Here is a 13,669-nt window from a genome sequence, read left to right on the forward strand (position 1 = left end):
GATCTGCTGGATGATGTGCGATCGAGGGTTTTGAAGCGGGGGTAGAGATTGGAGAACGGTATCTACCGCCAATCCCCTCCAGATTCCTGATCCTGACCTTCGTTTAGCGGTACACTGTCTGATCGAACGTAGCGATCGTGTAGCGGCTCCACAGGAAAACTGACTATGGCAACCATTAACGACAACTATTTAAAGCTGAAGGCGGGTTACTTATTCCCGGAAATTGCGCGACGGGTGAATGTGTTTGCAGAGGCTAACCCAGAGGCGCAGATTATTAAGCTGGGAATTGGCGATGTAACGGAACCGCTTCCCGAAGCTTGCCGGACGGCCATGATCAAAGCCGTGGAGGAAATGGGCGATCGGGCCACGTTTAAGGGCTATGGCCCAGAGCAGGGCTATGGCTGGTTGCGAGAAAAGATTGCCCAGCATGACTTCCAATCGCGGGGGTGTGAGGTAGATGCTTCGGAGATCTTTATCTCGGATGGATCGAAGTGCGATACGGGGAATATTCTCGATATTTTTGGCGATGATAATACGATCGCCGTTACCGATCCCGTGTATCCCGTGTATGTGGATACCAACGTCATGGCCGGACATACGGGCGCAGCTAACGATAAGGGAGAATTTGGTGGATTGGTTTATCTACCGATCTCGGCGGAAAACAACTTCACGGCGGAAATTCCCTCCCAAAAGGTTGACCTGATCTACCTCTGCTTCCCCAACAATCCCACGGGAGCCACCGCCAGCAAGGAGCACCTGAAGGCCTGGGTGGACTACGCCAAAGCCAACGGCTCGATTATCTTCTTTGATGCAGCCTACGAAGCTTTTATCACCGATCCCGACCTGCCCCACTCCATCTACGAAATTGAGGGTGCGCGAGACTGTGCGATCGAATTTCGCTCTTTCTCCAAGAATGCCGGATTTACTGGAACCCGATGTGCTCTGACGGTGGTTCCCAAAACCCTGACTGCTACTGCGACCGACGGTTCGGAGGTGGAACTCTGGAAGCTCTGGAATCGTCGTCAATCCACCAAGTTCAATGGGGTGTCCTACATTGTGCAGCGGGGGGCAGAAGCCGTTTATTCTGAAGCAGGACAGGCTCAGACGAAGGCATTGGTAAGTTTTTACCTGGAAAATGCCAAAATCATTCGAGAAAAGCTGACGGAAGCCGGAATTCAGGTCTACGGTGGCGTAAATGCGCCCTATGTTTGGGTAAAAACGCCCAACGGTTTATCGAGCTGGGATTTCTTCGATAAATTGCTGCAAACCTGCCATGTGGTCGGTACACCCGGATCGGGCTTTGGTGCAGCTGGAGAGGGTTATTTCCGCATTTCTGCCTTCAACAGTCGGGAAAATGTGAATGAGGCCATGCAGCGCATCACTGCTAAATTCAAGGCATAAGGGGGATGCGGCAAAATAACATACCTTAGGGGCGTACTGCTGTGCGCCCTTACAGCCGATTTTTTCAAAAATTGGGATGCCGTTTGATTGCAGATCCCTAAGTTCAAGGGATAGGTTCAAGGGATAGACCGCTCAAGCCGAACTCCGGGTGCTGTAAGGCATTTGCCTCTCGATCGCTCACCGCTTTTGGTGAGAACAGGTCGCGCTTTCGCAAAATGCATTGCCTGCAGGAAGTGCTACGAACCGTTAAGAATCACTACATTACATCAATGGCAAAACCCTGGAGAAATCGCTCTATCCCTTGCCTGGCAATTGTTTGATCGATCGCCTTCCCCGTTCTTCCCTCCTGACTCCCCACTCCCCCCATTTCCCTATCTTTGCGAAAATCGAAAACAGCCTGAAACCTCAACCTTAAGACCTGTAGCCAACTCCAGCCTCCTTGGAGAAACGCACATCACACATGGAGATCCACTGATATGAAATTGGCTTACTGGATGTATGCCGGCCCTGCACACATCGGCACACTTCGCATTGCCAGTTCGTTTAAAAACGTTCATGCCATCATGCACGCCCCCCTGGGGGATGATTACTTCAACGTGATGCGCTCCATGCTGGAACGCGAGCGGGACTTTACGCCTGTGACTGCCAGCATTGTCGATCGCAACGTTTTGGCACGCGGTTCCCAGGAAAAAGTGGTGGAAAACATCACCCGCAAAGATCAGGAAGAACATCCCGATCTGATTGTGCTGACTCCCACCTGCACCTCCAGCATTTTGCAGGAAGATTTGCAGAACTTTGTCGATCGGGCCCAGCTAGAGGCAAAGGGCGATGTGATGCTGGCGGATGTGAACCACTATCGCGTCAACGAACTGCAAGCTGCCGATCGAACTTTGCAGCAGATTGTGCAGTACTACATTGAGAAAGCCCGGAAGAAGGGAGAACTGCCGGAAGGGAAGACTGAAACGCCCTCAGTCAACATCATCGGTATGTCAACGCTGGGATTTCACAATCAGCATGACTGCATGGAACTGAAGAAGTTAATGCAGGATTTGGGAATTCAGGTGAATGCAGTGATTCCCGAAGGGGCATCGGTGCATGAGTTGAAGAACCTGCCTCGCGCCTGGTTTAATCTGGTGCCCTACCGGGAATTGGGATTAATGAGTGCGAAGTATTTACAGGAGCAGTTTGGCACACCGTTTGTCGATATCACGCCGATGGGTGTGGTGGAAACGGCGCGATGCATTCGAGCTATCCAAAAGATTCTGAATGACCAGGGTGCAGCTGTCGATTACGAATCGTTTATTGAAGAACAAACGCTCTACGTTTCGCAAGCGGCCTGGTTCTCAAGATCGATCGACTGTCAGAACCTGACTGGAAAGAAAGCCGTTGTATTTGGTGACAACACCCATGCGGCAGCTATGACCAAAATCCTGGCGCGGGAAATGGGCATTCATGTCGTGCTGGCGGGAACCTACTGTAAATACGATGAGGAATGGTTCAGAGAACAGGTGAGCGAATACTGCGATGAAATCCTGGTCAGCGATGATAATGGAGCCATTGCTGATGCGATCGCCCGAATTGAACCCTCTGCTATCTTCGGCACTCAGATGGAACGCCATGTGGGCAAGCGCCTGAATATTCCCTGTGGTGTCATTGCTGCACCGATCCACATTCAGAATTTCCCGATCGGCTATAAGCCTTTTCTGGGATATGAGGGCACGAATCAGATGGCCGATCTGGTCTACAACTCCTTTACGTTGGGGATGGAGGATCACCTGCTGGAAATCTTCGGCGGGCACGACACCAAGGAGGTGATTACCAAGGGCGTTTCGGCGGATTCTGACTTGAACTGGGCGAAGGATGCTCAGGCGGAATTGAACAAGGTTCCTGGATTTGTCCGCGGCAAGGTGAAGCGGAATACTGAAAAATTTGCCCGGGAGCGGGGAATCACAGAAATTACGCTGGAGGTGATGTACGCCGCCAAGGAGGCGGTTGGAGCTTAGGAAGGCAAATTTAATAGCTTGAAACTCTTGTGGGGTGGGCATCTTGCCCGCCCAGTCAGCAAAGTAAACTGTTGTGCAGGTTCTTCAATCCGAGATCCTTGAGGTTTCTGATGACAACTAATGATTCAATCCGGCAGGCAAGATGCCTGCGCTACAGATGGTTAGGCGAATTACCAGAGGGCCCGAACCGGAGTGGGAGGTGCTGAGTTGGGAGGGGGGCTAGACATCGCTGGAGCGGGGGCTGGTTCTACGGTGGCTTGCGGGGTTTGGGTTGTCGTTTCGATCGAAGGCTGCGTTGGGGTTTGAGCATCCGATCGCTCTACGGCAGATTCCTCTGCTTCTACCGGATCGGCTTGAGCCAAACAATTTTCGTAAACCATTTCGCCTTCCACTTCCACAAAGGCTGCATCCCCTCGGGTTGCCAGTAGAGTTTGCCCATCACTGTACTGTGCGCCTGATGCTGCGGGGATTTGCATCAGCGTGAGGGTTTCGTCTGCCCGGATCAGGGTTGCTTGATCGGGCGTAAATTCTACCTGAAAGGTCAGGTTATCATCACAGACAAAGGTGATGGGTTGAACAATGGGTTCTGCCATTACGCCTTCGTGTGCTGCGCCATGCATCTCTGAGACTGCGATCGGTTCTCCTACACAGTCTTCGTAGATGATGTGATCGCCCATCTCCACAAAGGCTTCTTCTCCCTTGGTATAGAGGGTAACTGTGCCATCCGAGTACCTGGCTCCCGATGCGGCGGGAGTTTGAGTCAGCCTTAAGGTTTCGCTTTCCAGGACGATCGTTGCTAGCTCCAGGGAATATTCAACATCAAAGGTCTGTCCCCCAGCACACTGATAGCGATAAGTTCTTGTATCAGGTGTAATGATGGTGGGATCGGTTGGATCGGGATCGAGAGCAGGCGATGGCTCTTGGGCGGTTGCGGGTAAAGCAGCGATCGTCAGGGCGATCGGCAATAGAAATCGACTTAGGGGGCTGATTTTCACGGCTATTGACCTCAACAATTTAATAAGACCTGATTTGAAAACGTGGGAAGGACGGGAGATGTCCAATCCTCACCCCGTTTTAGATGAGTAACAATCATTTGTTCGCAAAGGTTTGCAAAATGTTCCCAGGTTCAAAGTTTCCATTTCTTGAAAGCAAACGTCAACCGTTCCTGAGAGCAACGCAGCCCAGTTCAGATCTGAAGTCAGCAGGAAGTAAAAAGATCCTAAAAGTGTGTTGGTTGACGCAGGATTTGTCAAGTGTCTAGCTAGAATGAATGGGGAAGATTGGCATATCTTATTTCAGCGATCTTCTCGCGTTATAATTCAGCGCGTTGTCAATTCGGATCGGCTCAAATCATTAGGCTTAACCCATCTACGCCTTCTAGCAAAAGGAATAGATCACTATGACGGACATGAATCGAGGAATTATGAAGTTTAAAGGCGCGGACAGCACGCCTGCGGTGGCTCTCTCTGGGCTGCTGATTATCGGAGCGATTGTCGGACTCATTCTCTGGGCGTTGGAGTCAGCCTACGCTTTCAGCTAAATCGGACTGCACCTTGAATACACCACGTTGGAGGAGATGCTGCGGTGTCTCCTCTTTTTTTGCTAATGAATTGTCGCTGCGACAGTTACGCCTGGCAGTTCGTATTACAAGTGTGCTACATTTGTAACCACCTGTGCTCCATTGATTTCTTCAAGTCTCGTTTTCCTCAGGTCATCACCTGGGGCGATCGCTATGCAGTTTTTCAGCTTTTCTAACTTTTCTAACTTTTCTAACTTTTCTAATTTTTCGATTTTGATGCCCCTGGCTTGCAAGAGGTCTACCGATGTCTAAATTACTCGATATTGCCCGCTACTTCCGATCGTACTGGGGATGGTCTGTCTTCAGTATTGCCATGAGCAGCCTGTTTGAAATTGTTGATCTGGCGGTGCCCTATGCGATCGGACAACTGTTAAACGTCCTGTCAGGGCAGGCGGTTGACGCACCGATTCAGGCGATGACGGCTCAGGTAGCCCGAATCACGCAGCAACCTACAGGACAAACGCTGTCGGTAGTCGTTTTACTGGGAATCATTTTTCTGACAACTGTGGTGCGGGCCCCGGTGCAGCCCTGGCTCACCCACTGGTTTCACTGGGATATTGCCCTGCGATCGCGCCGAGATCATACCGGACGGACGATCGCCAAGATTCTGACGTTACCGCTGGAGTTTTATGATGAAAATAATGCGGGACGGATTGCCGGACGGGTGGCCAGGGGGGTGTCTAACCATACCTGGGCCTATCCCGAAATTGCCGGACAAATGATTCCCAAAATCATCCGGGTGCTGGGAATTTTTGTGGTGATTTCGCTGATCGAATGGCGGATTGCGCTGCTATTTTTGCTGTCCTTCATCTTCATTTTCAGCTTCACCATGAAGACCCTGAGATGGTTGATCGACAAGGAAGAAATCCTGGAAAAGTACGAGGAAAACACCGAGAGTCGGACGGCTGAAATTATTACCAACATCAAAACCGTTAAGGCATTTGCCACGGAAGCCAATGAGCTAAAGCGGCAGAAACAGCGGCTGGAACGGGAGTTTAAAGTCGTAGACGATCGCATTCACCGAGGCTATACGGTTCTGTTTAGCTGGCAGCGATTGGTGATTCAATCCTCTGTGTTTGTCGTCCTGAGCTTAACCCTATGGGCAACGGTACAGGGACAACTTTCCCTGGGGCATTTTGTCACAACCCTGACGGTATCCAGCATGGCCTATTCAGAACTAGAACCGATCAGCAGTCTGGCGGAGGTGTTTGCTCGACGGCTGGCTTCCATGCAGCGACTCCATGAATTTATGCGGTTACCCCTGGGAACGGATGCGGCTAACCTGGCGGATCATCCGGATGCAGTACGGCATTACGAGTTTTCTGGGAAGGTGCATTTTGAGCATCTGCGGTTTGGTTATGATTCAGAACGTTCGGTGTTAGAGGACATCAATCTGTTGATTCACCCGCGTCAAACGGTGGCTCTGGTGGGGCGATCGGGATCTGGCAAATCCACTCTAGTCAAGCTCCTGTTTCGCTATTTTGATCCCCAAAGTGGCCGAATTCTAATCGATGGTCAGGACATTCGATCGCTCGATATCACAGGATACCGGAAGCGGCTGGCGATCGTGCATCAGGAGGTGGATGTGTTTAACGGCACGCTGTTGGATAACCTGACCTATGGGAATCCCACGGCCACCTTTACAGAAGTGGAAGCGGCCTGTCAGATTGCCCGAGTAGACGAATTTATCCATCTCCTGCCTAATGGCTACAAGACGGTGGTAGGGGAACGGGGAGTGCGTCTTTCTGGCGGTCAACGGCAGCGATTGGGAATTGCCCGCGCCCTGCTGGTGAACCCGGATGTACTGGTGTTTGACGAAGCCACTTCCAGCCTGGACTATGAATCAGAGCGATCGATCCAACTGGCAATGCAGAATATCCTGGGCACTCGCACCACGCTGATTATTGCCCACCGCCTCAGTACGGTGCGGGAGGCAGATCAAATCGTGGTGCTGGATCAGGGAAAAATCGTCGAAGTCGGCAGCCACGAGGAACTGCTGAATCAGGGCGGGATCTACCATCGTCTGCACATGCTTCAGGAAACCGGAGAGCTGATTGCTTAGGCGGAAGCAGCAAAGAACGGCAGTAAATCTACCTGCCAATCTTCCTAACTCTTGTGGGGTGGGCATCTTGCCCGCCCATTCAACAATGCAGGCTTATGAGGTAAGCATCTCCTATCCAGTCCATCTCTTGTGGGGTGGGCATCTTGCCCGCTCACTCAACAATACAGGATAGTTGACAGACGATTTCATTCACGATTCCAGGAGGGATGCAAATAACATACCCATCAATGTGCCTAAATGGGATACTCCCGATCGCAAATGCCTATTCCACCCGCGTCCCCAGGCTAAACCGTCCCTCTCCTGTGGCATCGTAGGAAGAAATGATCAGCAAATACTCACCATCCTGGGGAAAGGTGACAGTAACTTCAGAATTGAGATTATTGGGCGATATATCGTCATTTTCTACCAGAATTCGACCATCGGGCGTAGTGACATACAAATAGGTGTCAAAGTCCCGGCTGATGACTCGAAAGGATACAGTCTGGTTGCGTCTAGCAGGGTAATACAGCACATGGCACAACCGATTATTGGGCTGCTGTCCAGAGGTGGCATAGTCCTGGCAATCCAGCCGATCGTTGCCCTCGGCCAAGGCTCTGCCCCCAGGACGACGCAGCACCCCCTGTTTAGGACTATCAAATCCTTCCAGGTATAGCTGTTCCGTTTCCAGGGCTGCCAATTCTGCCCGTTCCGCGCCTACTTGATGTCCCATCTGACTGTACAGTTGCTGCGCTCGGCGGAAATTAGAAATGGCGATCGGATGCTCTCCATAGGAGCGTTGCAGATAGCCCAGCCTCTCTTTTTCGTAAACTTCCACAACCGTTTCTGCTCCTGGATTGGTGCGAGCGATGTTTAATAATCGGTCTACCTCCGTCGCATCGGTCTGGAATCGGCTGTCTCCCGCAAAGGCATACCATGCACCGCGCTCAATCCGGGCTTCCACATAGGTTGGATTGATGGAAATGGCGCGATCGAGGTCACTGATCGCTGCTTGAGGGTTAGGCTGGGTGCGGCTGCGCCAGAAGTAAGCAACGGCAAAGTCTGGATCGAGGGCAATCGCGCGATCGAAATCTGCCTTAGCCTGAACGTAATCATCCCTGAGAAAGTGAAGCTGTCCACGGGCAATGTGCAGAATTGCGTTGTCAGGATAGCGGTTGAAGCCACCCTGGAGAAAATCATAGGCAAAGGACACGGCTCCTAAGTCGAAGGCAATTCCACTAAAAATCACCGAAGACCAGAGATCGTCAATCCGGTTGCGATTAATAATGAAGCTGAAATCCTCATCTGCTCCAGCAATGTTTCCTACGGCATAACGAATATCGGAGCGAGTAATGTACGGACGAATATAGTCGGAATTACCATTAGCCTGGGCGATCGTGATGGCTTGGGTATAGGCTTCCTCAGCTTCCTGCAAATTGCCCAGGGTGCCATGAGCCTGACCCAAATGCCAGTAATCTTCAGGATTATTTGCATCAGGTGTGAGCGTTAAAACCCTGGCGGCAGCTTCAATGCTGGTCAAATAATCCCCCAGAACCAACGATCGAGAGATCCCATACTGGGCAATGATGGACAGGTTGTTTGGGGCGAGTTCGGCTGCCCGCCTGAGGTTTTCTAAGCCTGCCCTGGATTGATTGTGCTGTACCTGAACAAAACCCAGACGGTAGAAACCATCTGCGAATCCTGGACTGAGCCGGGTGGTTTGCGCTAAATCCTCGATCGCTGCCTGGAAATTACCCAACTCGTAGTAAGCTAGTCCCCGATTATAGAAGGAAAGACTTCTGATTTCCCTCAAGGTATCGAAGGCAAGACGCGGATACAGATTGCTGGCTTGGTTCGCATCGTCCGGAATCAGAGAGAGGGCTCTGGTGTGATCTGCGATCGCATCTTGATGTCGTCGATTGCGTCCATGCAGTAATCCCCTCAGGTAATAGGCTGGGCCAAATCGCTCGTCTTCACGAAGGATCTGGTTGACTAATTCATTGGCGCGATCGTTGTCCCGGTTGTTGTAGCTGGAGAGGGCTTGCCCGTATTGTTCAATAACGCTACTGCTTTGGGCAATGTGAGTGGCAGGTTGAACGGTCGAAGGTTGAAACTCGGAAGTTTGCGCAAAGGCAGGTGCAACTGTACCTAACAGGGTTGAGGTCACCAAGAGGAAAAGCTTAAATTTCATGGAACTGAAAACAAGGATATTTAGGATTAGTGATTCAGCTAGAACGAACTTAATTAGCAAGATTAGATTGAGCAATCAACATTAAAACGGGAGACTCGTCAAGCCAGCTATAGCGTTGAGTTCAACCCATTCGCTTTAGTCCACCGGGCCGCCCCCCGTGGGAATGTCAAAGGTGACAGGTGGTTCTGATTGAACCGGGGGTGGGGCTGGAGGCTGTTGTACAACCGGAGGTGGCGGCGGAGCGGGCGGAATGTATACAGGCGCGGGAGCCGTGTAGGTGGGAAGGGGAGCTTCGGGAATTCTGGGCGCGGCAACCGGAACGGGTTCCACCACAGCAGGACGCGGTCGGGCACTGGCAATTTGAGTGCGGAGGGCTTGCGATCGATTGCGCCAGTAAGGGGTATCGGGAAGATCGTTCAGGGCGGTATCTGCTGTCTCCCAATAGTTGCCCTCCTGGGCTTCTAAAATGCTTTCTGCCTGTGCGATCGCTGCGTTTCCCGTTGCAAGTTGTTGTTCCCAGGTGGATACCTTCGTCCTGGCATCCTCAGCCGTAGATGCGAGAGCCGGAATAGTTACTGCCAGCGAGATCACGACCTCCGCCTGGGCAATGGACTCCTCCAAATTTTCTGCCTGCCGATTAGTGGCTCGCTCCACAATTTGGGTGGCGGATTCTGTAATTAGGCGATCGGCTTCTGGGCGCAGGGCGTGATCGGTGGGAATCGCGTTTGCGGTGGTAATGGCAGACTGGAAGCTACTGGATTCTGCCGCTGCCTTGGCATTGCTGAGTAGGGTTGAGGCGGATTCATTGATCAACGTTTGGGCCTTTTCCCCATAGTCTGGATGATCGGGCTTCACCGTTTGGGCCGCCAGAATGGCCTCTCCAAGCAGTCCATCACCCACCAGTTTCTCGGCTCGCAGAAATGAACAACCGCTCTGAATCGCTTCAATTTGGGGATGGGGCATGAGCATACTGGTGCGATCGAGGCATTCCTCATATCTGCCCTCACTGCGGAGTAGTTCCAGTTCAGCTAAGTTCGATCGAAGTTGCAGCATCTCAGTTCCGCGCCAGATTCCCAGCCCACCTAACACGGCAACAATGGCTCCAGCTCGAATCAGCCAGCGTTTATTAGACATCAACCGCTGGGTGACTGGGGGTGAGGTGGGAGGAGCAGCAGGGGAAGGAGGGAGAACGGTAGCGACGGCTGAACTGAGCGATTCGGCTCGGATAGTGCGGAGATCGTCTAAAACCTGTTGAGCACTTTGATAGCGTTGCCGATAGTTGTGGCAAACCATGCGATCGATCAGATTCCCCAGGGCGGGACTGATTTCAATCAGGTGTCGCCACATCACTTCATCCGTATCGGGATCATCCTGAAGCATCCAGGGGGCAGTTCCCGTCAACGCCTGAATCGCAATTTTGCCCAACGAGTAGATATCACTGCAAAATTTGGGTTTACCGCAAGCCAGCTCTGGGGACATATACCCCTTCGTTCCTACCGCCACCGTCAGGGAAGTCTGTCCGGTTGGGGCAAGCTGGGTGCCAATTTGCTTGACGACACCAAAATCAATCAACACCAGGGCATTATCCTGCGATCGACGCATGATGTTAGAGGGTTTGAGATCCCGATGAATTACCCCGTTCTGATGGACAAAATCTAGGACAGAGAGGGTATCTTCCAGAAATTGCTGCACCTCCACCTCCGACATCGTTTTACCCGGCATAATTTCGTGGCTGAGGTCGTGCCCGTCCACGTATTCCTGCACCAGGTAAAATTCTTGTCCTTCTTCAAAGTAGGCAGCCAGAGATGGAATTTGGGGATGGCTCCCCAATTTGCTCAATACAACTGCCTCGGAATTGAACAAACGACGAGCAATTTCTAGAGAAGCCGGATCGGTTTGCTGCGGTTGCAGTTGCTTCACCACACACAGGTTAGAAGCTCCCACCCCTGGCATATGGATATCCTCAGCGAGGTAAGTGTATCCGAAAGCACCGTTGCCAATTCGTTTAATAATTTTATAGCGATCTCCGACAACCTGACCCTGAGTCAGTCCTACCGCTTGCATAACGCACTTGCCCTAGTTTTTACTTAGAACATAACATGGATATTCCGGCGGAGGTAACACATTTCAATAAATATGAAGTTGCTATCGTGACGCTGTTATGGTGACGCTGTTATGGTGAAAAATTTGCGATAAAACGGCATCCAATTTTGAAAGGACGCACGGCGGTGCGCTCCTACGGGGGTTGATGTAATAAAGACCTGTGGTTAACTTATCCAACCGCAACAGGTACAGCCCTGCCGACTCCAGGGTTCTGCTGGCGGGGAAAGCGGATGTTGGCAACGAGGACAGTAGGCGAGTGGTTCAGGAATAACCGTTGGCATGGAAATCGGCTGGCGATCGTGTCTGATTTGTAACCATAGGGATGCGATCGCAGAACCAGGGTTGACCCTATCGTCAGCAGGAGATTTGGGAGTGGAAGATGAACCGTTGGAGGCGATCGCACCGGGTAGGGGAGAGGGAATGGGGAGTGGGGGAACTGCCTTCTGAGGGAGAGGAGCGTTGCTCAGAAGGCGATCGACTTTCCCTCCAAATCAGCCATCCTGGGAATCAGGACTTCTAGTTGAGTCAGGCGGTGCGCGAGGCGATCGAGGGCTGCGGTCAGGTTGGGGGGCAAGTCCTGGGGAGGCGGATGATCCGGTGATAGATGATGGGTGAGCAAATCTGAAATCGCATCTGAAGTGGTTGCATTGCTCGGAGAATTTGCAGTGCCTGGAGGATTGGAAGCGATCGGTAGACTTGAAGTGCTTGGCGGACTTACAGCCTCGGAATCTGCCCTTTGCTGCTGCCCCAGGACGGACTGCAAAACCTCCAGAATTGCCTGAGTCGCCGTTTCTCCGGGTCGGCAGTGCTGATGGATCGCGTCAACTAGCTCACTCGGCAATTCCACTGTAGTCAATGGATTGGAGGGTTCGGGAGGAGTCAAGTTGTCTTTGGGATCAATCTCCTCCGGTAAAGTTCTCTGCTTGTCAGTCATATCTTGCCTGCACCAAAAGACTTATACTCAGCCTGGACTGATGGTTTGCCCGAATGATTTGCACCGATAATTTGTACAACACCCGATCGCAGACACCCGACTCAGATCAAGTGGATGCTGCTGAATTTAGGATGCCCGTCTCAGGCAGGGAACTAACCGCGCCGAGGGGGATTTCGGATTTTAAATTTTAGATTTTGACCAGACTGGCTACACTAGGAAATTATTCGGTGGAATAATTTTGAGTTAGAGGGGAGAAGCGACCTATGGTGTTAGGAATGGCAGCAGGAACGGAGTTAGGAATGGAGTTAGGAAAAGTTGTCAAGTCCAACTCCCACTGTGATTATGTGGTGCAAGTCCACGATCGCATGGCGGTCAGCAGTCCTCCAGGAGCGGATGATTTTGGCTTTGGCTGCTTTGTCAAATTGGCAGATTGTGATCGACACTGGGCGATCGGGGTAATTTACAATTCCCAACTTTTTAATCCCTCGTTTCTCAACAATGGCCCCCGCCTGACCAGTGAACCCGATCCGTTATTTACCCCAGACTTAATTACAGAAACCCGGACGCTGTTAGGAGTGGTACTGATTGGTTCAATGGCTGAGACTGGCGATCAAACCTATGGCGTTCACGGTATTCCTCGCGTCATTGTTCCAGTCAATACACCGGTTTACTTAATGAACCAATCCGAAGTCTACCAGTTTCACCTGAACGAACAGCAACGACCTCAGTTTTGCTACTACAGTCATCTACTGCGCTGTGGGGGAGGCTTTGCAGCCCAGCTCACTCAGCAGGTGTTGATGGAACTTGCAGACAGTCAGCTCTTTTCCGGGGCAGAACAGCGGGCCCTGGAGATGTTGTGTAAGGAGTTGGCTTGGAAGAATACGATGGCGGTGATGAAGTGAGGAGTGAGGAGTGAGGAGTGTTCGCGCAGCCTTTAGGAGTGAGGAGTGAGGTAGGGGCGAATTGCGTTCGCCCGTGCGGGGAGTGGGGTGGGGCTAAAAATTAATGTCATCAATCAGAGCTTCGATCGGCTGACGGTAGGCAAAAATGGCGAAATCAGTTTGTTGTTCCTTGAGAACGTGCAGGATGACCTGAGAGAGTTCCTGAGAGACGATCGCCCGAATTTCCAGGCCAGTTTCGACAAAGCTAGATGAAGTTTCAGGATCCGCCGATCGCCGCATATAGCGTCCTTCTCCCTGAACTTCGCTGACGGTATAGCTTCTAACCTTCAGGTCTTTCAGCAGCATGATCAGGCTATCCTTCAGGACAGATTCACTGATAACGGTGACAAGATAGGCGGGTTCTACGAGGGAGAATTGATCGATGTCGAGCATGGAGGAGTGAGGAGTGGGGAGTGAGGAGTGGGGAGTGAGGAGTGAGGAGTGAGGAGTGGGGAGTGAGGAGTGGGGAGTGGGGAGTG

General features: G+C 51.7%; 11 protein-coding genes. 6 read left to right on the forward strand and 5 right to left on the reverse strand.

The genetic code is table 11. The features are described 5' to 3' along the window. Positions 1–165: 165 nt before the first annotated feature. Both ACM1PF_RS23345 and bchB read left to right on the forward strand, forming a co-directional pair. Positions 166–1,401, forward strand: coding sequence for an LL-diaminopimelate aminotransferase (locus tag ACM1PF_RS23345; RefSeq protein WP_416667507.1), 1,236 nt, complete (start codon positions 166–168; stop codon positions 1,399–1,401). Between the two features lie 476 nt (positions 1,402–1,877). Further along, entirely contained in the window at positions 1,878–3,404 is a 1,527-nt protein-coding gene (gene bchB / locus ACM1PF_RS23350) for a ferredoxin:protochlorophyllide reductase (ATP-dependent) subunit B (RefSeq protein ID WP_416667510.1), read from the forward strand. Positions 3,405–3,574: 170 nt separating this feature from the next. Here the strand turns inward: bchB and ACM1PF_RS23355 are convergent, their stop codons facing one another. Continuing rightward, positions 3,575–4,399, reverse strand: a complete 825-nt coding sequence (locus tag ACM1PF_RS23355) for an MliC family protein (RefSeq protein WP_416667513.1) — start codon at positions 4,397–4,399, stop codon at positions 3,575–3,577. 404 nt (positions 4,400–4,803) lie between these two features. Between ACM1PF_RS23355 and ACM1PF_RS23360 the strand changes: the two genes are divergently transcribed. Both ACM1PF_RS23360 and ACM1PF_RS23365 read left to right on the forward strand, forming a co-directional pair. Further along, on the forward strand, positions 4,804–4,944 hold the full coding sequence (locus tag ACM1PF_RS23360; protein ID WP_416667515.1) for a hypothetical protein: 141 nt from the start codon (positions 4,804–4,806) through the stop codon (positions 4,942–4,944). Between the two features lie 283 nt (positions 4,945–5,227). Continuing rightward, positions 5,228–7,045 (forward strand): ABC transporter ATP-binding protein, encoded by a 1,818-nt coding sequence (locus ACM1PF_RS23365; protein ID WP_416667518.1) that lies wholly within the window; start codon positions 5,228–5,230, stop codon positions 7,043–7,045. A 262-nt stretch (positions 7,046–7,307) separates the two neighbouring features. Here the strand turns inward: ACM1PF_RS23365 and ACM1PF_RS23370 are convergent, their stop codons facing one another. After that, positions 7,308–9,212: a tetratricopeptide repeat protein gene (locus ACM1PF_RS23370; RefSeq protein WP_416667520.1), complete on the reverse strand. Its 1,905-nt coding sequence runs from the start codon at positions 9,210–9,212 to the stop codon at positions 7,308–7,310. 135 nt (positions 9,213–9,347) lie between these two features. Continuing rightward, the gene (locus tag ACM1PF_RS23375; protein ID WP_416667523.1) at positions 9,348–11,276 is read right to left on the reverse strand and encodes a protein kinase domain-containing protein; all 1,929 of its coding nucleotides are present in this window, start codon (positions 11,274–11,276) and stop codon (positions 9,348–9,350) included. A gap of 318 nt (positions 11,277–11,594) precedes the next feature. Between ACM1PF_RS23375 and ACM1PF_RS23380 the strand changes: the two genes are divergently transcribed. Further along, a complete protein-coding gene (locus ACM1PF_RS23380) occupies positions 11,595–11,762 on the forward strand; it encodes a hypothetical protein (protein ID WP_416667526.1) in 168 nt (55 codons plus the stop codon). 16 nt (positions 11,763–11,778) lie between these two features. On the opposite strand, the gene ACM1PF_RS23385 is transcribed toward ACM1PF_RS23380, so the two are convergent. Continuing rightward, positions 11,779–12,249: a hypothetical protein gene (locus ACM1PF_RS23385; protein ID WP_416667529.1), complete on the reverse strand. Its 471-nt coding sequence runs from the start codon at positions 12,247–12,249 to the stop codon at positions 11,779–11,781. A gap of 299 nt (positions 12,250–12,548) precedes the next feature. Between ACM1PF_RS23385 and ACM1PF_RS23390 the strand changes: the two genes are divergently transcribed. Continuing rightward, on the forward strand, positions 12,549–13,151 hold the full coding sequence (locus tag ACM1PF_RS23390) for a hypothetical protein (RefSeq protein ID WP_416676771.1): 603 nt from the start codon (positions 12,549–12,551) through the stop codon (positions 13,149–13,151). 93 nt (positions 13,152–13,244) lie between these two features. Here ACM1PF_RS23390 and ACM1PF_RS23395 read toward each other — a convergent pair whose 3' ends face one another. Further along, entirely contained in the window at positions 13,245–13,583 is a 339-nt protein-coding gene (locus ACM1PF_RS23395; RefSeq protein ID WP_416667532.1) for a P-II family nitrogen regulator, read from the reverse strand. Between the last annotated feature and the right edge of the window lie 86 nt (positions 13,584–13,669).

Source organism: Egbenema bharatensis FJBBOT/2019, assembly GCF_048077055.1.
Lineage (GTDB): Bacteria > Cyanobacteriota > Cyanobacteriia > Elainellales > Elainellaceae > Egbenema > Egbenema bharatensis.